The 18,799-nt window shown below is 64.9% G+C and carries 17 protein-coding genes; 5 read left to right on the plus strand and 12 right to left on the minus strand.

Going from position 1 to position 18,799, the window contains the following annotated elements:
- Window positions 1-6: 6 nt before the first annotated feature.
- From QW861_RS03375 to QW861_RS03395, 5 genes are all read left to right on the plus strand, one after another.
- Window positions 7-477 carry a 3-hydroxyacyl-ACP dehydratase FabZ family protein gene (locus QW861_RS03375; protein ID WP_315714490.1) on the plus strand — a complete coding sequence of 157 codons (471 nt, stop codon included), beginning with the start codon at window positions 7-9 and terminating at the stop codon, window positions 475-477.
- Window positions 474-1,679 carry a beta-ketoacyl-ACP synthase gene (locus QW861_RS03380; RefSeq protein ID WP_316192718.1) on the plus strand — a complete coding sequence of 402 codons (1,206 nt, stop codon included), beginning with the start codon at window positions 474-476 and terminating at the stop codon, window positions 1,677-1,679. Before QW861_RS03375 ends, QW861_RS03380 begins: the two co-directional genes overlap by 4 nt.
- Window positions 1,680-1,716: 37 nt before the next feature.
- A complete protein-coding gene (locus QW861_RS03385; protein WP_409998744.1) occupies window positions 1,717-2,991 on the plus strand; it encodes a beta-ketoacyl-ACP synthase in 1,275 nt (424 codons plus the stop codon).
- Window positions 2,992-3,007: 16 nt separating this feature from the next.
- A complete protein-coding gene (locus QW861_RS03390) occupies window positions 3,008-3,940 on the plus strand; it encodes a lipid A biosynthesis lauroyl acyltransferase (protein ID WP_316192719.1) in 933 nt (310 codons plus the stop codon).
- A gap of 158 nt (window positions 3,941-4,098) precedes the next feature.
- Window positions 4,099-4,476, plus strand: coding sequence for a VOC family protein (locus QW861_RS03395; RefSeq protein WP_315714493.1), 378 nt, complete (start codon window positions 4,099-4,101; stop codon window positions 4,474-4,476).
- Window positions 4,477-4,634: 158 nt separating this feature from the next.
- Here the strand turns inward: QW861_RS03395 and QW861_RS03400 are convergent, their stop codons facing one another.
- The 12 genes from QW861_RS03400 to QW861_RS03455 all read right to left on the minus strand — a co-directional run bounded on the left by QW861_RS03400 (window position 4,635) and on the right by QW861_RS03455 (window position 18,799).
- A complete protein-coding gene (locus tag QW861_RS03400) occupies window positions 4,635-5,741 on the minus strand; it encodes a polyamine ABC transporter substrate-binding protein (protein WP_409998612.1) in 1,107 nt (368 codons plus the stop codon).
- Window positions 5,742-5,751: 10 nt separating this feature from the next.
- A complete protein-coding gene (locus tag QW861_RS03405) occupies window positions 5,752-6,915 on the minus strand; it encodes an aminotransferase (RefSeq protein ID WP_315714495.1) in 1,164 nt (387 codons plus the stop codon).
- A 9-nt stretch (window positions 6,916-6,924) separates the two neighbouring features.
- Entirely contained in the window at window positions 6,925-7,254 is a 330-nt protein-coding gene (locus QW861_RS03410; protein WP_315714496.1) for a rhodanese-like domain-containing protein, read from the minus strand.
- A gap of 108 nt (window positions 7,255-7,362) precedes the next feature.
- A complete protein-coding gene (locus tag QW861_RS03415) occupies window positions 7,363-9,285 on the minus strand; it encodes a potassium transporter Kup (protein ID WP_315749695.1) in 1,923 nt (640 codons plus the stop codon).
- Window positions 9,286-9,436: 151 nt separating this feature from the next.
- On the minus strand, window positions 9,437-11,335 hold the full coding sequence (locus tag QW861_RS03420) for a potassium transporter Kup (protein WP_316192785.1): 1,899 nt from the start codon (window positions 11,333-11,335) through the stop codon (window positions 9,437-9,439).
- 279 nt (window positions 11,336-11,614) lie between these two features.
- Entirely contained in the window at window positions 11,615-12,445 is an 831-nt protein-coding gene (locus QW861_RS03425; protein ID WP_316192720.1) for a flagellar motor protein MotB, read from the minus strand.
- A gap of 36 nt (window positions 12,446-12,481) precedes the next feature.
- Window positions 12,482-13,255 (minus strand): motility protein A, encoded by a 774-nt coding sequence (locus QW861_RS03430; RefSeq protein ID WP_315714499.1) that lies wholly within the window; start codon window positions 13,253-13,255, stop codon window positions 12,482-12,484.
- Window positions 13,256-13,419: 164 nt separating this feature from the next.
- Window positions 13,420-13,782 carry an Hpt domain-containing protein gene (locus QW861_RS03435; RefSeq protein ID WP_315749694.1) on the minus strand — a complete coding sequence of 121 codons (363 nt, stop codon included), beginning with the start codon at window positions 13,780-13,782 and terminating at the stop codon, window positions 13,420-13,422.
- Window positions 13,779-15,968 carry a hybrid sensor histidine kinase/response regulator gene (locus tag QW861_RS03440; RefSeq protein ID WP_316192721.1) on the minus strand — a complete coding sequence of 730 codons (2,190 nt, stop codon included), beginning with the start codon at window positions 15,966-15,968 and terminating at the stop codon, window positions 13,779-13,781. The genes QW861_RS03435 and QW861_RS03440 overlap by 4 nt, the downstream gene beginning before the upstream one ends.
- Window positions 15,969-16,257: 289 nt before the next feature.
- Window positions 16,258-16,977, minus strand: coding sequence for an RraA family protein (locus tag QW861_RS03445; RefSeq protein ID WP_316192722.1), 720 nt, complete (start codon window positions 16,975-16,977; stop codon window positions 16,258-16,260).
- Window positions 16,978-17,086: 109 nt separating this feature from the next.
- On the minus strand, window positions 17,087-17,977 hold the full coding sequence (locus QW861_RS03450) for a phosphatidylcholine/phosphatidylserine synthase (protein ID WP_315714503.1): 891 nt from the start codon (window positions 17,975-17,977) through the stop codon (window positions 17,087-17,089).
- Between the two features lie 87 nt (window positions 17,978-18,064).
- Window positions 18,065-18,799, minus strand: a complete 735-nt coding sequence (locus QW861_RS03455) for a phosphatidylserine decarboxylase (RefSeq protein WP_315714965.1) — start codon at window positions 18,797-18,799, stop codon at window positions 18,065-18,067.

Genomic DNA, 18,799 nt, shown 5'->3' on the forward strand with positions numbered 1-18,799 from the left:
CCCGCCATGCAGATCGAATACTTCCTGCTCATCGACCGCATTCTCGATCTCCGGCTGGACGAGAAGACCATCACCGTCGAAGCCAAGGTCCCCACCGAAAGCACGATCTTCGAAGGACATTTCCCGGGCTATCCGATCATGCCCGGCGTTCTCCTGATCGAATCGATGGCGCAGACATCGGGCTGGCTGCTGCTCGCGCTGATGAAGTTCGAGCGGATGCCGTTCCTTGCCGCAGTCAAGGAGGCCAAGATGCGCGGCTTCGTGTCGCCGGGCGAGGTGCTGACCGTCGAGGCCAACGTGCTGCACGAGGGCTCCGGTTACGCCATGACCGAAGCGCGCGTGAAGGTCGGTGGCAAACTGCGTTCGAATGCGACCATCACTTTCAGTCACGTCCCCTTCCCCAATCCGGAGCTGCGCGGGCACATGGACGCCGTCGCCGAGCGCGTCGGCTTTCCGCAACAGGTCCTGCAGCGATGAGTGAGACGACAGCCGTGACCTCCGAACCCGTCGAAGTCTGGATCACCGGTATCGGTCTTGCGACCTCGCTTGGCGAGGGACTCGATGCGAACTGGGACGCCCTCAACTCCGGCCGGATCAACGTCGATGAGCAGGGTTTCGCGCCCTACATCGTGCATCCCTGGGCCAAGGTGAATCTGGAAGCGCAGATCCCCAAGAAGGAACAGCGCCAGATGGAGGCGTGGCAGCGCATCGGCACCTACGCCGCGGGCCTCGCGCTGGATTCGGCCGGCCTCAAGGGCAACAAGGACATCCTGTCCCGGATGGACATGATCGTGGCCGCCGGCGGCGGCGAGCGCGACATCTCCGTCGACACCGCCATTCTCAACGCCGAAGCGCAGGGCAATTGCACGCCCGGTTTCCTGAACGACCGGCTGATGAGCGATCTGCGCCCCACGCTGTTCCTGGCGCAGCTGTCCAACCTGCTCGCCGGCAACATCGCGATCTCGCACGGCGTCTGCGGCACCTCGCGCACCTTCATGGGCGAGGAGGTCGCGGGCGTCGACGCGTTCAAGATCGCGCTGGCGCGCATCGCCGGCGGCCAGAGCGACATCGCACTGGTCGGAGGCTCGCACAATGGCGAGCGCAAGGACCTGCTCGTGCTCTACGAGTTCGGCGACTACAATCTGAAGAACGAGTTCAAGCCGGTCTGGGCCCGCAAGGACCATCCGGGATTTGCGCTCGGCTCGGCCGGCGCCTTCCTGGTGCTGGAATCCAAGCCGCATGCCGAGGCCCGCGGCGCCAAGCCGCTGGCGCGGCTGAGCAAGGTCGTGGCCGACCGCGCCCGCCGCAAGGAGGCTGGCGCCGTGACCGGAACGCTCGACCGGCTGTGGTCGGCGCTTGACGTTCGGGAAGCGCCGGGCGCCATCATCACCGGCGCCACCGGGGCCGAGCCCGTGACCTCGGAGGAACGCGCGTTCCTCGACCACCACAAATCGTTCGCGGTCAGGTCGAGCGGGACCCGCTTCGGTCATTCGATGGAAGCGCAATTCGCCCTCGGCCTGGCGCTCGCGGCGCTCTCGATCTCGCGGGGAGCCCTGTTCGCTCCGGGCGATTCGTCGGGCATCGAAACCGACATGAAGGAGGCTCCGACCCAAATCGTCGTGGTCGGCGCCGGCCATTACCGCGGCGAAGGCATGGCCTTGGTCGAAGCAGTCAAGTGAACGCGGCACGGCCGACCGAGACGCGACGGGGAACATCATGAGTGCACGCGACAAGTTTGGACGCCCCATCGTGGTCGTGACCGGGATGGGCATCGTCACCTCGCTCGGGGCGGGCAAGTCGGACAATTGGAAAAAGCTCGTTGCCGGCGAGTCCGGCATCCGCACCATCACGCGCTTCCCGATCGACGGCTTGAAGACGACGATGGCCGGCACGGTCGACTTCGTGCCCGTGGCTCCGTTTACCTCGACGGGCCTCTCCGAGCGGCTCGGCCACATGGCCGTCGAGGAAGCGATCGCGCAGGCCGGCATCGGCTCCAAGGGCGACTTCCCGGGTCCGCTGTTTCTTGCGGTTGCGCCGGTCGAAATCGAGTGGCCGCAGCGGCTGGAGCTCGCCCATGAGGTGGGCGGCACGCAGTTCACCTATGACGACCTTCTGAAGGTCTGCGGCGGCGGCAAGTTCGTCAACTATCATCATCGCTTCCTGTTCGGCTCGGTGGCGGATTCGCTGTCCGATACGTTCGGCACCAAGGGCTCGCCGATCTCGCTGTCGACCGCCTGCGCCTCCGGCGCCACCGCGATCCAGCTCGGCGTCGAAGCCATCCGGCGCGGCGAGACCGACGTGGCGCTGTGCGCAGCCACCGAAGGCTCGGTCAATCCGGAAGGCCTCGTGCGCTTCTCGCTGCTGTCGGCGCTGTCGACGCAGAACGATCCGCCGCAGGCCGCGTCCAAGCCGTTCTCCAAGAATCGCGATGGCTTCGTGATGGCCGAAGGCGCCGGCGCGCTGGTGCTGGAGAGCTACGATGCGGCCGTGGCGCGTGGCGCAAAAATCCTCGGTGTCGTCGCCGGCTGCGGCGAGCTGACGGACTCGTTCCACCGCACCCGCTCCTCGCCGGACGGCAAGCCGATCATCGGCTGCATCCGCAAGGCGCTGGCCGATGCCGGCATGGCGCCGGAGCAGATCGACCACATCAACGCCCACGGCACCGCGACGCCCGAGAACGACAAGATGGAATATGTCGGCGTCTCCGCCGTGTTCGGCGAGCACACCGGCAGGATTCCGGTGTCGTCGAACAAGTCGATGGTCGGCCACACCATCTCGGCGGCCGGCGCGGTCGAGGCGATCATCTCGCTGCTCACGCTCGAGCATCAGCTGATCCCGCCGACCATCAACTACGACATTCCGGATCCCGCGATCCTGTTCGACGTCGTCGGCAACAAGGCGCGCGAGGCGCGCGTCACCACCGTGATGTCGAACTCGTTCGGCTTCGGCGGCCAGAACGCCTCGCTGATCCTGACCCGCGAACCTGCCTGATCCGCCTGTCGTATCGATGAGTCTCATTCCCCTCCGGACCAAGCTCGTCATCCGCCAGAAGGTGAAGTCGCTCGGGTCCTCGGCCGTCGGCGCGCTGACGGTCGGCATGCTCAAGACGACGCGCTATTTCGATCCGCAGAAGACCGCTGACCGCTTCGCACGCATCGCGCAGTGGATCGGCCCGAAGCTTCGCGAGCAGCGCATCGGCCGCGACAATCTCACCAAGGCTTTCCCGGAAAAGTCGCCCGAGGAGATCGAGCAGATCCTTGCCGGCGTCTGGGACAATCTCGGCCGTGTCGGCGCCGAGTTCGCCCATCTCGACAAGATCTGGGATTTCGACGAGGAGCATCCCGAGCGCAGCCGCATCGAGCTGTCGCCGCGGACCCATGAGCTGTTCCATCAGCTCCGTCTCGACGGCAAGCCCGCCCTGATCTTCGCGAGCCACCTCGCCAATTGGGAGATGCCGGCGCTCGCCGCCGTCGCCCACAAGCTCGATACCGCGATCCTCTACCGCCGCCCCAACATCGCTGCCGCCGACCGCATCATCCAGGAGATGCGGCAGGTCAAGATGGGCACGCTGATCCCGGCTGGCCGCGACGCACCGCTGCGGCTTGCCGAGGCACTGAAGGCCGGCCAGCACGTCGCGATGCTGGTCGATCAGTACCTGACCGGCGGCGTCGAGGTGACGTTCTTCGGCCGCAAGACCCGCGCCAACCCGATGCTGGCGCGCCTGCTCCGCCAGGTCGAATGCCCCGTGCACGGCGTGCGCATCATCCGCCTCCCCGGCAATCGCTTCCGCGCCGAAGTATCGGAGGAAGTGAAGCCGGTACGGACGGCCGACGGTCAGATCGACATCCAGGGCACGACGCAGGCGGTCACCGACGTCGTCGAGAGTTGGGTCCGCGAATATCCCGAGCAATGGCTCTGGCTGCACCGGCGCTGGCGGTAGTCGGCGCCCGGGCAAATTCCACCACGAGGAAGTGGGACTGCAGCATCTTCTACCGCTGACGGGCCATTCGAAGAAAACTCTTACCTCTTCCATCGCCGCTCGCTACCTTTGCCGCGTATCCGACGGCTGTTCGGAAGCTCCAGGGAGGACAAGCGCGAATGTTTTCGCACGTGATGATCGGCACCAACGACCTCGACAAGGCCAAGGCCTTCTACGACAAGCTGCTGGGGACGCTGGGCGTGCGCCCCGCCAGGGTCGACGGCCACCGCATTTTCTACATCACACCGACCGGCATCTTCTCGGTGTCGAAGCCGATCAACGGCCAGCCCGCGACCCCTGCCAATGGCGGCACCATCGGCTTTGCCTGCAGCTCGCCCGAACAGGCCGACGCCTGGCATGCGGCGGGGCTCGAAGCCGGCGGCACCACCTGCGAAAACCCGCCTGGTGTTCGTGAAGGTTCGGCCGGCAAGCTGTATCTCGCCTACCTGCGCGACCTCGACGGCAACAAGCTCTGCGCGATGCACCGGATGACGTGATCGATCTCAACCGATTTGTCAGATCAAACCAAGCGATCAAGTCTCGGCATTCCGGGGCGATGCGCAGCATCGAACCCGGAATCTCGAGATTCCGGGTCTGGTGCTTGCGCACCATCCCGGAATGGTGCTTGCGCACCATCCCGGAATGACGGGAGTCATCACCTGCCCGTCTTCACCTTGGTCCAGAGCCGGTTGATGATCCGCTGCGTCGCCGGCTCACGGGCGGTGATGACGAACAGCTTCTTCAAGGTCGCGTCGTCCGGATAGATGTTCTTGTCGCCAAGGATCTTTGGGTCGATCAGCTTCTGGCTGGCCAGGTTGCCGTTGGCATAGGACAGGAAGTCCGAGTTCTTGGCGGCGACCTCCGGGCGGTAGAGGTAGTTGATCAGCGCATACGCCTCAGCCACGTGCGGGGCGTCGGCGGGAATCGCAAAATTGTCGAAGAACATCTGCGCCCCCTCTTTCGGGATCGCATAGCCGATCTCGACGCCGTTCTTCGCTTCCTCGGCACGGCTCCTCGCCTGCATGATATCGCCGGACCAACCGACGACGAGGCAGATCTCGCCGGTGGCGAGCGCGCTCAGATATTCCGACGAATGAAACTTGCGCACCGATGGCGCGACCTTGCCGACCACCTCGGCCGCCTTCTCCAGGTCGGCCTGCCTGGTCGAGTTCGGGTCGATGCCGAGATAGCTCAGCGCCGCCGGAAAGATGTCGTCGGCGGAATCCAGCATGTGGACTCCGCAATCCTTGAACTTGGCGAGGTTCTCCGGCTTGAACACCATGTCCCAGCTGTCGATGCGCGCGCCGGGACCCAGGATCTTCTCGACCGCCTTGACGTTGTAGCCGATCCCGGTCGTGCCCCACATGTAGTTGACGGCGAACTGATTGCCGGGATCGTAGGTGGCGAGACGCTCGGTCACGACAGGCCAGGCATTGGCGAGATTCGGCAGCTTCGACTTGTCGAGCGGCTGGAAGATTTTTGCCTTGATCTGGCGCTGTAGGAAGTACGCGGTCGGCACCACGACGTCGTAGCCGGATTTGCCGGCGAGCAGCCGCGTCTCCAGGGTCTCGTTGGCGTCGAACGTGTCGTAGACCACCTTGATGCCGGTCTCCTTGGTGAAGTCGTCAAGGACACCGGGCGCCATGTAGTTCGACCAGTTGTAGAAGTTGACGACGCGCTCCTCGGCGCGCCCCGCCGTTACGGAAAGCGTCAACGCCGCGACGGCCAGCGCCAGCGCCGAACCCATGCAGCCGCGCGTCATCACTTGTCTCCTAGCGCCGGTGGATGGCGTCCGACAGGCGCTCCAGCGCCGTATCCAGGGTTGCGTCCTTCTTGGCAAAGCAGAACCGCACCACGGAGGTCACGGCGTCCGTCTCGTAGAACGCCGACACCGGGATGGCGGCCACCTTGTAGTCGTGGACGATGCGGCGGCAGAACTGCTCGTCGGTCTCGTTGAGGCCGAGCGGCGAAAGGTCGACGGTCAGGAAGTAGGTTCCCTGCGCCTTCAGCACGGGAAAGCCAAGGCTTTCGAGACCGGCCGTGAGCCGGTCGCGGCTGCGCGCGAGCTCGCTGCGCATGTTGACGAAATAGTCGTCCGACTTGCCGAGGCCGTAGGCGACCGCGACCTGCAGGTTCGGCGCGGTCGTGAAGGTCAGGAATTGATGCACCTTGGCGGCCACGCGCAACAGATGCGGCGCGGCGCAGACGAAGCCGATCTTCCAGCCCGTCAACGAGAAGATCTTGCCTGCCGAGCCGACCTTGATGGTGCGGTCGCGCATCCCGGGAATCGCGATCAGCGGAATGTGCGCGCGGCCGTCGAACACGACGTGCTCCCACACCTCGTCGCAGATCGCGACCGCGTCGAACTCCTGGCAGAAGCGTGCCAACAGCTCGAGGTCCTCGCGCGGGTAGACCACCGCGGCCGGGTTGAGCGGGTTGTTGAACAGCACCGCCTTGGTCTTTGGCGAGAACGCCTGCCGCAGCATCTCCTCCGAGAGCCGCCAATGCGGCGGCTCGAGGCGGACGAGGCGCGGAATGCCGCCGGCCTGGCGGATGATCGGCAGATAGGAATCATAGACCGGCTGAAAGCAGATCACCTCGTCGCCCGGCTCGACCACCGACAGGATCGCCGACGTCAGCGCTTCGGTGCCGCCGGAGGTGACCATGACCTCGCTCATCGGATCGAGATCGAGCTTGTGCCAGTGCTTGTAGTGCGCGGCGATGGCCTGGCGCAGCTCCGGCAGGCCCATCATCGACGGATACTGATTGTAGCCGTTGAGGACCGCGTCGGCTGCGGCGCGGCGGATATCCTCCGGACCCGGATCGTCGGGAAAGCCCTGCCCCAGATTGATGGCGTCGTTGTCGCGCGCGAGCTGCGACATCTGCTCGAAAATGGTGACGGGCAGGTCGGCGAAGACCTTGTTCTGCGAGATCATGATCGCCTGTCAGCCGCCGGTCCTGGTCGGCAGGCCGGCCGCCTTCCAGCCAAGCATACCGCCCTGGAGATGCTTGTCGTAGGGCAGCCCGGCGGCCTGCGCGGCGAGCGATGCCGTCACCGAGCGCTTGCCAGAGCGGCAGGCGAACACGACGTCCTTGCCTTGGGGATCCGGGATCAGCTTCGGGTCGAAGCCCGACAGCGGAACGACGACGCCGTCGGGATAGGCTTCCGCGGAAACTTCATTCGGCTCGCGCACGTCAACCAGAAGAATTCGCCCTTCCGCGATCCCCTGGGCCACGTCCTGCGGGGTCAAATCGTGCACAACAGCCACGCCCATCCTCCAAGCCTTCAGCGGGGCCGTATCGGCCCTGATCCGGCCGCCAAACTCACCCCAGACGCTGCGAAAATCAAGCGCTTCGGCACGCTGACGGGATGGGTCTCGAGCTCAGATCGTGACCTGGGTGCCGACCTCCACCACCCGCCCGCTCGGGATCTGGAAATAGTCGGTCGCATCGTTGGCGGAGCGGCTCATCGAGATGAACAGGTGATCCTGCCAGCGCGGCATGCCCGAGTGCGCAGCCGGCTTCAGCGCACGGCGCGACAGGAAGAACGAGGTCGACATGATGTCGAACTGCCAGCCGAGCTTGCGCGCGATCGCCAGGGCGCGCGGCACGTTGGGCGATTCCATGAAGCCGAAGCGCAACGTCACCTTGGAAAACGTCGGACTGATCTGCTCGAGGCGAACGCGTTCGGACGGCTCGATGCGCGGCGTCGGCGCGGTCTCGATCGTTAGGATCACGTTCTTTTCGTGCAGCACCTTGTAGTGCTTGAGGCTGTGCATCAGCGCGGTCGGCGCGCTCAAGGGATCGCTGGTCAGGAACACGGCCGTGCCGGCCACCCGCTGCGGCGGACGCTTCTCAAGCATGGTCACGAGATCGGCGAGCGGGAATTCGAGCTTGCGGGACTTGTCGAACAAGAGCCGGCTGCCGCGCCGCCACGTGTACATCAGCGTCATCACGAAGCCGCCCAGCGCCAGCGGCACCCAGCCGCCTTCGAACACCTTCAGGAGGTTCGCCGCCAGGAAGGTCAGGTCCAGGAACAGGAACGGCGCAATCAGCGCGGCGGCCGCGAACGGCGACCACCGCCAGACCTTCCAGATCACGACGAAGCCCATCATGGCCGTCACGACCATGGTGCCGGTGACCGAGATGCCGTAGGCCGAGGCCAGCGCGCTGGACGACTTGAACATCAGCACGAGCAGCATGACCGAGATCAGCAGCAGCTTGTTGATGCGCGGAATGTAGATCTGGCCCGAATGCGCCTCGGAGGTGTGACGGATCTCGAAGCGCGGCAGCAGGCCGAGCTGGATCGCCTGCCGGGTCAGCGAATAGGCACCGGTGATGACGGCCTGGCTCGCGATGACGGTCGCCATGGTGGCGAGCGCGACCATCGGGATCAGCGCCCAATCCGGGAACATCAGGAAGAACGGGTTCTCGATCGCCTTCGCGTCGGCGATCACCAGCGCCCCCTGCCCCAGATAGTTCAGCGCCAGCGACGGCAGCACGATGAACAGCCAGGCGGTCTGGATCGGCCGCTTGCCGAAATGGCCGAGGTCGGCATACAGCGCCTCGGCGCCGGTGACGGCCAGGAACACCGCGCCGAGCGTGATGAAGCCGATGATCCCGTGATGCAGCATGAAGGTCACGGCATGCAGCGGGTTGATCGCCCACAGCACCTCCGGATGGTGCAGGATCGGGGGCAACGCCGCGATCCCGATCACCAGGAACCAGATCAGCATGATCGGGCCGAAGAACGCCGCCACCTTGGCCGTGCCGCGCACCTGGACCGCGAACAGCATGACCAGGATGATGACCGTGAGCGGCACGACGTAGGGATCGAACGCCGCCGTCACCAGCTTGATGCCCTCGATCGCCGACAGGACGGACAGGGCCGGCGTGATCACCGCGTCGCCATAGAACAGCGCGCCGCTGACGATACCGAGCAGAACGATGACGCTGGCGCCGCGCGTGACCGCGCGCTGGGCGAGCGCCATCAGCGCCAGCGTTCCGCCCTCGCCGTGGTTGTCGGCGCGCAGCAGGATCACGACGTATTTGAGGGTCACGACGACGATGAGAGCCCACAGGATGAGCGAGATCACCCCCATCACGGCGTGAGGCGCAGGTTCGCCGCTGCTGCTCGCAGCCATGACCGCTTCGCGCAACGCGTACAGCGGGCTGGTGCCGATGTCGCCATAGACGACACCGATGCTTCCCAGTGTCAGCGCCGCAAAGCTCGCCGTGGAGTGTGCGTTGCCATGCCCGTTGGTCGCCGGCGCTTCCGCGGGCGTAGCTGCGACGTCGACTGTCATGGGGTAGCCCCCTCGAGGACTCGTTAATGCTTCACTGCACAACGCGGCAGAGCGCGCGGCTTATAGCGGCAGCGCGTTGCGACGGACCTGTCGGGAATGCGCCTCAGCCATGCATTTAGGCATACATGAGACATCAGGGAAGACCAACCGATCAAATCGTTACCTGGGTACCGACCTCGACGACCCGGCCCGTGGGAATCTGGAAATAGTCCGTGGCGTCGTTGGCCGACCGGCTCAGACCAATGAAGAGATGGTCCTGCCAGGTCGGCATGCCCGACTGGGACGATGGCTTCAACGAGCGGCGCGAGACGAAGAACGACGTGGACATGATGTCGAACTGCCAGCCGAGCTTGCGCGCCACCGCGAGCGCGCGCGGCACGTTCGGGGATTCCATGAATCCGAAGCGCAGCCGCACCTTGGAAAACTTCTCGCTGATCTTCTCCATGCGCACGCGCTCCGAGACATCGACCCGCGGCGTCTGTGCGGTCTCGATGGTCAGGATCACGTTGTGCTCGTGCAGCACCTTGTTGTGCTTGAGATTGTGCAGCAATGCGGTCGGCACCGAGGTCGGATCGCTCGTGAGAAACACCGCCGTGCCCTTGACGATGTGAGGAGGCCTCTTCTCCAGGCTGGTGATCAGGTCACCCAGCGGAACCTCGATCTTGCGCGTCTTGAGCACCAAGATCGCCGAACCACGCCGCCAGGTCCAGATCGTCACGACCATCGCGGCACCGAACAGCAGCGGAACCCAGGCTCCTTCGAGGAGCTTCAGCAGGTTGGCGCTGAAGAAGGTCATATCGACGATGACGAAGGGAGCGATCACGGCAGCCGCCACGGCCGCACGCAAGTTCCACAGCTTCCAGATCACCACGAAGCCCATGATGCCGTCGGCGACCATGGTGGTGGACACTGCGATGCCGTAGGCGGAGGCGAGATTGCTCGAGGTCCGGAACAGCAGGACCAGCAGCAGCACGCCGATCAGCAGCAGCCGGTTGACCCGCGGCAGATAGATCTGGCCGGCATGGCTCTCCGACGTGTAGCGCACCTCGAAACGCGGCAGCAGGCCGAGCTGGACCGCCTGGCTGACCAGCGAATAGGCGCCCGTGATCACGGCCTGGCTCGCGATGACAGTGGCGGCGGTGGCCAGCACCACCAGCGGCAGCAGCAACAGTTCAGGCACCATCCGGTAGAACGAATTCTCGATCGCGGCGGGATCGGACAGCACCAGGGCGCCCTGCCCGAAATAGTTGATCAGCAGCGCCGGAAGCACGAAGAACAGCCAGGCCGACTGGATCGGCTTGCGGCCGAAATGACCGAGATCTGCGTAGAGCGCCTCGCCGCCGGTGACCGCGAGGAACACCGCGCCCAGGGTGACCAGGCCGATCGTGCCGTGCGAGAGCAGGAACTGCACCGCATAATAGGGATTGATGGCCGCGAGCACGGAGGGGTCGTCGCGGATGTGGACCAGTCCCATCACGGCGAGGGCGGTGAACCACGTGACCATGACCGGGCCGAAGGCGGAGGCGACGCGCGCCGTCCCCTTGCTCTGGACCGCGAACAGCACGACTAGGATGAACACGGTCAGCGGCACGACATAATGCTCGAGCGCAGGCGCGGCGAGCTTGAGGCCTTCGACCGCCGACAACACCGAGATCGCCGGCGTGATCATCGAGTCTCCGATGAACATCGAAGCGCCGATCACGCCCAGCGACATCAGGAACAGGCTGCGCCGACCCAAAGCCCGCTGTCCGAGCGCCATCAGCGACAGCGTTCCGCCCTCGCCGTTATTGTCGGCGCGGAGCAGCAGCAGGACGTATTTGGCTGTCACCACGATGAACAGCGACCAGAGGATCAGCGAGAGCACGCCGAGCACGATGATCCGCGACACCGGGTGCCCCTGAGCAGCGCCGTGCGCGGCCTCGCGAAAGGCGTAGAGGGGCGAGGTGCCGATGTCTCCGAACACCACGCCGATGCTGCCTAGCGTCAGCCCCCAGAACCCCGACGTGCTCGCGGCGTCCTGTCCTTCGGTCGATGTCGCGCTGGCCGTCATGTGCTCGGAACGCATCTTCCCTGTTTGGCCCGGCGCGTGTGAACGTAGACCGTTCGCAGGTCAAGTCTCTACCGTAAGCAGACCTATGTTCCCAGCCCGCAACCAAACGGCACGGCTGACACAGATGTCGCATGCCGCATCGCGGCAAGTGCCTTTAGCCCAAGCACCCTGAGGCAGATGTCGGATCTGCCTCAGGCGAATCAAGTGCCTGCTGATGCTCCTCGTTGCCGTTCGCAGTCGCCCGTGCGGCAATATGATGCGGGAAGCGAAGCGTCCCGGCTACGGCTTCAGATCGGGCGGCAATGGCGGGTCTTCCCGCATCAAGGTGATCGTCACGCGGCGGTTGGCGGCCAGCGAGGGATCGTCCGGGAACAGTGGCTGGCTATCCGCCTTGCCGGAGACCGCGTAGATGTGGCTCGCCGGCAGCCCTTCCCGCTCCAGGATCTGGCGTACAGCATTGGCGCGGTCCGCCGACAGGTCGAAACCACCATAATCGCTCCGGGCGGGAACGAAGCCGGCGGCCGTGTGCCCGGTGATCTGGACCCGAAGCGGTGTCGCCTTGAGCGGTGCGGCCAGCTTCTCGATCAGGCGTCGCGTGCGGTCGAAGGGCACCTTCGAGCCATCCGCGAACATCGACCGCCCGTCCTGGTCGACGATCTCCAGGTTGAGCCCCTGCTTGGTCTCTTCGAACATGATGTGCTTGGAGATCTCGGTCATCTCCGGCATGTCCTGCAGCGCCTGACGCAGCGAGGCGGACGCCAGCGCGAACTGGCGATCGATCTTCAGCTTGGCGCCATTGGTATGCTGGCGCTCCTCCTGCTCGGGGCTCGGCTCGCGCGCGGTCTCTTCCGGCGAGATGTGGGCGGCGTTCTTGAGCTTCGGCCGGGTCGGCAGGCCGTCGGATTCCACGATGCCCGAATAGCGCGACTCGGACTGTACGCCGAAGGCGTCGCGCATCGAGCCTGCGACGACTTTCAGCTTGTTGTTGTCCATGGTCGAGAACGCGACCAGCATCACGAAGAAGCTGACCAGAAGTCCCATCAGGTCGGCAAAGGTCACGAACCAGCCGTGACCGCCGCCATGCGCATCGCCCCTCTTCTTCTTGGCCATTGCCTACCCCACCCCGGATCGCCCCGCCGCAGCCGATCAGGCCGGCACGGGCTCGCCTTCGGCGTGGCGATGCTTCTCAGGCAGATAGGCCAGGAGCATTTCGCGGACCAGGGCGGGGCTCTTGGAGTCGCGGATCATCAGGATTCCGTCGATGATCAGCGTCCGGTTGGTTTCCTCGTCCAGCAGCTTGCCATGCAGCTTGTCGGCGATCGGCAGACAGATCAGGTTCGACACCAACGCGCCGTACAGGGTCGCGAGCAGCGCGGTCGCCATGAACGGGCCGAGCTTCGAGGGATCGGTCATGTTGGCGAACATCTGCACCATGCCGATCAGCGTGCCGACCATGCCGAACGCCGGGGCGCAGTCGCCGATGGCGCGATAGATCTTGCTGCCTTCGTCCAGGTGCATCAGAAAATTGTCGCGGTCACGCTCGAGATTGTCGCGGATGAATTCGAGGTCGTAGCCGTCGGCCACGTAGCGGATTCCCTTGGCGAGGAACGGCTCGTCGGTCTCGACCTTTTCCAGGCCGACCGGGCCCTGCTTGCGCGCGATCTCGGCAATGCGGGCGAGCTCGTCGACGAGCTCGCGGGCCGACAGGCGGCTCATGGTGAAAGCGTACTTCATTCCAAGCGGAACGCCGTGCAGCATGACGCCCAGCGGGAAGCGAATCATGGTGGCTGCGATCGAACCGCCGAAGATGATGATTGCGGCGTGCTCGCTGACGAACATCTCGAGATCGCCGCCCAGAAGCATCATCGTCGCGATGACGATCACGCCAGCCACGAGCCCCGCACTCGTCATAATATCCATGAGTCAACTCCACCCGCGTACGCAAACCACGACCCTGCCGGACCGACGCGGTGCTTCTGGACCGCATGTCACGAGACTAGATGTCCGCCATTAAGGACGAGTTACTGAATTCGGTAGGCATAATGAAACGTAAACAGCAGCGCCGCAGACCATGCCGACCTCGCTCAAGCGGCTGAGGATCCGGACTTGAGCAGGTTCGCCGCGGCGAAGACGGCCGACTGATCGAATGATCGCTGCATCTTGTGGACCATCTCCAGCATCTGCGCCGGCTCCATCGTCGCCGATCCCACCTCGAGTTCGCGCGACAGGCGCGACAGCGCCGAGAAACCGAACGTCGCCGACGAGCTCTTGATCGAATGCGCCTCACGCCTCAGTTCGAGGCGATCCTCGAACTTGGCCGCAAGCGTGCCGAACTTTCCGGATGTATCGTCGAGGAACGTGCGCAGGACCTCCAGCGCATCCTCTTCGCCGAGCTCGGAGACCAGGATCTGATAGACGGATTCGTCGAATTGCACCCAGTCGGTCATGCGACAAGCCTTTCCTTGTGTGTGGCAGCGGCCGCGCGAAGCAGAGCGGCATTCAGTCGATCGCGCGTGACCGGCTTGGTCACGAAGTCGTTCATGCCGGCGTCCGTGCAAGCCAGATGATCCTGGCTGGTGGCGTTGGCCGTCAGGGCAACAATGTAGATGTCCTGGGCGGGCGGCGGCAGCGAGCGGATCATCCGCGTCGCCGTCAGCCCGTCCATCTCGGGCATCATCATGTCCATCAGCACGAGATCGTAGGCCTGCCTCTGCACGGCCGCGATCGCCTGGGTTCCGTTCTCGACGATGTCGTAGCGGTGACCGAGCTTGTCCAGGAGCTTCTTGATGACGAACTGATTGGTCAGATTGTCCTCGGCAACGAGGATCTTCAGCGGCTCGAGGCTGCCCGGACGTTCCTCGGCGATCGTCTCGCCGGCCGGCACGATGGTCGCCTCGGGCGCGCTCACCTGCTCGACGTCCGGCTGCGTCTGGACCTGGATCGAGAAGGTGAAGGTGCTACCCTCCCCCACCTTGCTCTGCACCGTGATGTCGCCGCCCATGCAGGTGACGAGGCGCTTGCAGATCGCGAGCCCCAGGCCGGTGCCCCCGAAGCGGCGCGAGATGGAATTGTCGACCTGCGAGAACTGCTTGAACAGCCGGCTGACGGCGTCTGCGGGAATGCCGACGCCGGTATCGGCGACCGAGAACACCAGCGTCAGGTGCGACCCGGCAAGGTTCTCGGCGCGGACATCGATATGGACGCCGCCCGATTCGGTGAATTTGAGCGCATTGCCGACCAGGTTGAACAGCACCTGGCGCAATCGCGCGGGATCGCCGACCACGTAGTTCGGCACTTCCGGCGCGATCGAGGTGGTCAGCTGCAGACCCTTTTCCTTGGCGCGTGACACCAGCAGCTCGGCGGTCGCCGTCACCGACCGGTGCAGGTCGAACTCGATGTGCTCGATCTCCAGACGATCGGCATCGAGCTTAGAGAAATCGAGGACGTCGTTGAGCAGCTGCAACAGGTAGTCGGCCGACTCGCGCAAGGTGGTCGCGATCTTGCGCTGCTCCGGCGCGAGGTCCGCCGACAGCAAGAGATCGGCAAGGCCGATGACGCCGTTCATCGGCGTGCGTATCTCATGGCTCATCATCGCCAGGAATTCGGAGCGCGCCCGCGTACCTGCCTCGGCGGCATCACGTGAGGCGGCAAGCCCCGCCTGATAGCGCGCAATCAGGATCGTGATGATGCCGATGACCACCGTCAGCAACGCTCCGACCAGCAGATCACGATCGCGGTTGAGCTTGAAGGCGCTGAAGATCTCCTCGGAGGCCTGACCGACGATGACCACCAGCGCCAAATCCTTGATGCGCTGGAACGAGTAGATGCGCGTGACGCCGTCGATCAGACTTTTGAAGGTGTAGAAGCCGCTGCTTCTGTGCTGAATGGCGCTCATCACCGGACTGCCGGCGAGCGAGGATCCCACGCCCCCCGGACCGGCCGAGGCCCGTGCGCGCACGATGCCGTCGAGACCGAGGAGTGTGACATTGCCCTTCTTGCCGAGATCGACCGAATTGTAGAAGCTCGACAGATATTCGGGGTCGAGCGAGACCACCACGACGCCGCCGAACGAACCGTCCGGCATGATGATGCGGCGGGTCAACTGGATCGACCATTTGTTGGAGACACGGCCGAAGATCGGCTTGCTGATGAAGAGAAAATCATCCTTGCCGTCGGCATGAACGCGGAAGTGCTCGCGGTCGCGCAGGTCGAGGCCCCGCATCTTCGGATCGATGTTGCTGGACAGCATGATGCCGTCCTTGCCGATCACGACGACCTGAAACGAGAAGTCGGACAAGAACTGGCTGTTCTTCGACCATAGCGACATGTCGAAGTTGTGCGGGTCCCTGGCATAGGAGTCGCGGACGTAGAGCAAGGTCTGATCTGCCGCGCGGATCGAGCGGATGATCTGCTCCTCGAACGCGCGGGCCAGATTGGCGCCGTTCTTCAGCGCCGACTGCTCGGTGCGCGTATACTCTTCGGAGATCGTGTAGAAGATGCCGGCCCACACCAGGGCGATCGCCGAGAGGCCGATCGCGGCGCTGCCGAAATGTCCGATCAGCCGAACCATCTTGTCGACGGTCCGGTCGAGCCGCCCGAACAACGGCCCGGATTTCGATATCAGCCTGCGCATGTCCTTCGCCCTCGGGCGACATGCCTATCGGGACAGGCTAGCCATCAGGTAAAGCTTGATGGATAAAATCTTCTCAACGAGCGACGGCCGCTTAACCTTCGGCGAATTCCGGCCTGTTTGCGGGTAATTCGTCACCGTGTGCGATATTTTCGGCGGAAGGTCAGCCGTCACCCCGTAGTCATCCGGATGCGGTTGCAGCGTCGCAGTTCGGCGAGCGCCCTGCGCAAGGCCGGCGGGCCGCACCGCCGCGCGGTACGGCTCGCCCATTGGGACCGGAGCGAAGCGGCGCTCAATGAATCTCCGCCGACCGCTTCAAGGCGGCCTTGAGCTTCTCGAGCGAGAAATCCGCAGACCGCGCAATCTCCAGGATCGGCGTTTCACGGCGCGCGCACAACTCGGCCGCCTCGGGAAGCTTCGCCGCGATGTCGGCCGGGATGACGATCGCACCATGGCGATCGGAGTGGATCAGGTCGTCCGAGCGCACGGTCATCCCGGCGACGCGGACCTCGCCGCCGAAGCTCTCGGCATGCACCCACGCATGCGACGGACCGATCGAGCCCGCCAGTGCCTGGAAGCCGGCAGCCCATTGCGGGATGTCGCGGATCGATCCATCGGTGATCACGCCGAGGCAGCCGAGCGCCTTGTGGACGTTGCTCTGTACCTCGCCCCAGAATGCGCCGTAGCCGATGTCGGGGCCGTCGATATCCTGGATCACGACGATGCGGGGACCATGACCGGTGCCGACATATTCGTAGTAGTCGGTGCGCCGCCTCGCCTGCTCCTCCGCCGGCAATCCCGATTTGACGACGGACCGGATCGTCGCCGTCCGCGCGTAGCCGACCATGGGCGGCAGATCGGGAAACGGACACACCAGCGGCTTGGTCGTGTAGCCGATCAGGCGCCGCTCGGGCGCCACGATCTCCATCGCGTTGCAGATGGTCGGCGTATCGTAGCGCGCGAGCGCCTCGAGGACGGAAGCAGCGAGGGGCGCGGCGGCAGTGCTTGTCACGGGCGTTTTCTCCGGATGATGCGGACGGCATTCGCGGCCGTCCTTGGCCATCCGGTATAACTGAGGCACCCAAGCCGGCAAAGCGGGCGCCGGGTCTTGGGCCCTGCGCTCAGTGCAGCCGTTCCGGCGGCCGCTGCCCCTGCTCCACCGCTGGCGCGCCGGTCGGCGCAAAAGCCGTCGTGGATGAAGACGAGGCGTGCGACGCTGCAGCCGCGGCACCAAGGACCGCAGCGTGCCGCGCCGCCTGGTGCCGATACAGCCGCCAGCCGAACGGAAGGCTCAGGATGTAGAGGATCGATCCGGCCGACAGGATGTGCCAGGGATAGACCACCAGCAGCGCCACGAAGAACACCACCGAGGCGAACACCGGCAGCACGAGTTCGGGCGAGACGCGCATCCGCGTGGTCTTGCCGGAGAACACCGGCAGCCGCGACACCATCAGGAAGGCGATCAGCAGGGTGTAGAACGCCGTCACCAGCGCCGGCGGCCTCGGCAGGTCCAGGAACGCCAGATAGACGGGCAGCAGCACGGTGATGGCGCCGAGCGGTGCCGGCACGCCGGTGAAGAAATTGGCGGCGAAGGGCGGCTTGTTGGGATCGTCGATGCTGGCATTGAAGCGCGCCAGCCGCAGGCCGCCGCTGATGGCGTACATCATGGCGGCGATCCAGCCGCCGTCGCGCAGCTCATGGAGCTGCCAGAAATACAGGATCAGGCCCGGCGCCACGCCGAAATTGACGAAATCGGCCAGGCTGTCGAGCTCGGCGCCGAACTTCGACTGGCCCTTGATCATGCGGGCGATGCGGCCATCGATGCCGTCCAGGAAGGCGGCAAAGACGATGGCGCCGACCGCGAGCTCCATCCGTCCCTCGGTCGACAGCCGGATCGCGGTCAGGCCGGCGCAGATCGCCAGCAGGGTGATCATGTTCGGCACCAGCAGCCGCACCGGGATCGGGCGGAAACGGCGGCGGCGCAGTTCGGGAGAGTTCACGTCGAAGCTCATGATCACACCACGTGTGGTTTGGCCGGAACCTTGTGCCTGAACACAGCTCAAGGTCCCCTTAATGGGTCACCAGCGGGCAGCGACGGTTCACTGGCTCCGGAACGTCAGGCCGGGCACGGGGACGTCGAAATCGGCCAGGATCGTCTCGCCGGCAATGGCCGTCTGCCCCTCCGAGACCAGAACCTCCGTGCCGTCGGGGAGATAGACGTCGAGCCGCGAGCCGAAGCGGATCAGGCCGAAGCGCTCGCCAGCCCCAATGGTCTGCCCCTCGCGCACGAACGACACGATCCGGCGCGCCACGAGGCCTGCGATCTGGACCACGCCGATGCGGCCATGCGGCGTCGAGATCGCGAGCGAGTTGCGCTCGTTGTCCTCGCTCGCCTTGTCGAGCTCGGCATTGATGAAGGCGCCCGGACGGTAGGCGATCTTCTCGATCCGGCCGGCCACCGGGCTGCGGTTCACATGCACGTTGAACACGCTCATGAAGATCGAGACCCGCAGCAGCGGCCGGTCGCCGAGGCCAAGCTCGGCCGGCGGCAGGGCGCGCGTGATCATGGAGATGCGCCCGTCGGCCGGCGCCACCACCAGCCCTTCCCGCTGCGGCGTGACCCGGATCGGGTCGCGGAAGAACAGCGCGCACCAGACGGTGAGCAGCGTGCCGATCCAGCCGAGCGGGGTGAATATCCAGAACAGGATCAGGCTGACGAGGGCAAATCCCCCGATGAAAGGATAACCTTCCGGGTGGATCGGCGGGATCTGAGCGCGGATGGAATTGCTGATCGACATGGCCTGCTTCGTTGAGTGTTGTCGCTCTGACCTCAG

Origin of the sequence: Bradyrhizobium sp. SZCCHNRI1029 (assembly GCF_032487555.1) — a bacterium.
Classification (GTDB): domain Bacteria; phylum Pseudomonadota; class Alphaproteobacteria; order Rhizobiales; family Xanthobacteraceae; genus Bradyrhizobium.

Coding starts and splice junctions, on each gene's coding strand:
- QW861_RS03375 (WP_315714490.1), top strand. CDS start 7: ATGCAGATCGAATACTTCCTGCTCATCGACCGCATTCTCGATCTCCGG.
- QW861_RS03380 (WP_316192718.1), top strand. CDS start 474: ATGAGTGAGACGACAGCCGTGACCTCCGAACCCGTCGAAGTCTGGATC.
- QW861_RS03385 (WP_409998744.1), top strand. CDS start 1,717: ATGAGTGCACGCGACAAGTTTGGACGCCCCATCGTGGTCGTGACCGGG.
- QW861_RS03390 (WP_316192719.1), top strand. CDS start 3,008: ATGAGTCTCATTCCCCTCCGGACCAAGCTCGTCATCCGCCAGAAGGTG.
- QW861_RS03395 (WP_315714493.1), top strand. CDS start 4,099: ATGTTTTCGCACGTGATGATCGGCACCAACGACCTCGACAAGGCCAAG.
- QW861_RS03400 (WP_409998612.1), bottom strand. CDS start 5,741: ATGACGCGCGGCTGCATGGGTTCGGCGCTGGCGCTGGCCGTCGCGGCG.
- QW861_RS03405 (WP_315714495.1), bottom strand. CDS start 6,915: ATGATCTCGCAGAACAAGGTCTTCGCCGACCTGCCCGTCACCATTTTC.
- QW861_RS03410 (WP_315714496.1), bottom strand. CDS start 7,254: ATGGGCGTGGCTGTTGTGCACGATTTGACCCCGCAGGACGTGGCCCAG.
- QW861_RS03415 (WP_315749695.1), bottom strand. CDS start 9,285: ATGACAGTCGACGTCGCAGCTACGCCCGCGGAAGCGCCGGCGACCAAC.
- QW861_RS03420 (WP_316192785.1), bottom strand. CDS start 11,335: ATGACGGCCAGCGCGACATCGACCGAAGGACAGGACGCCGCGAGCACG.
- QW861_RS03425 (WP_316192720.1), bottom strand. CDS start 12,445: ATGGCCAAGAAGAAGAGGGGCGATGCGCATGGCGGCGGTCACGGCTGG.
- QW861_RS03430 (WP_315714499.1), bottom strand. CDS start 13,255: ATGGATATTATGACGAGTGCGGGGCTCGTGGCTGGCGTGATCGTCATC.
- QW861_RS03435 (WP_315749694.1), bottom strand. CDS start 13,782: ATGACCGACTGGGTGCAATTCGACGAATCCGTCTATCAGATCCTGGTC.
- QW861_RS03440 (WP_316192721.1), bottom strand. CDS start 15,968: ATGCGCAGGCTGATATCGAAATCCGGGCCGTTGTTCGGGCGGCTCGAC.
- QW861_RS03450 (WP_315714503.1), bottom strand. CDS start 17,977: ATGAGCTTCGACGTGAACTCTCCCGAACTGCGCCGCCGCCGTTTCCGC.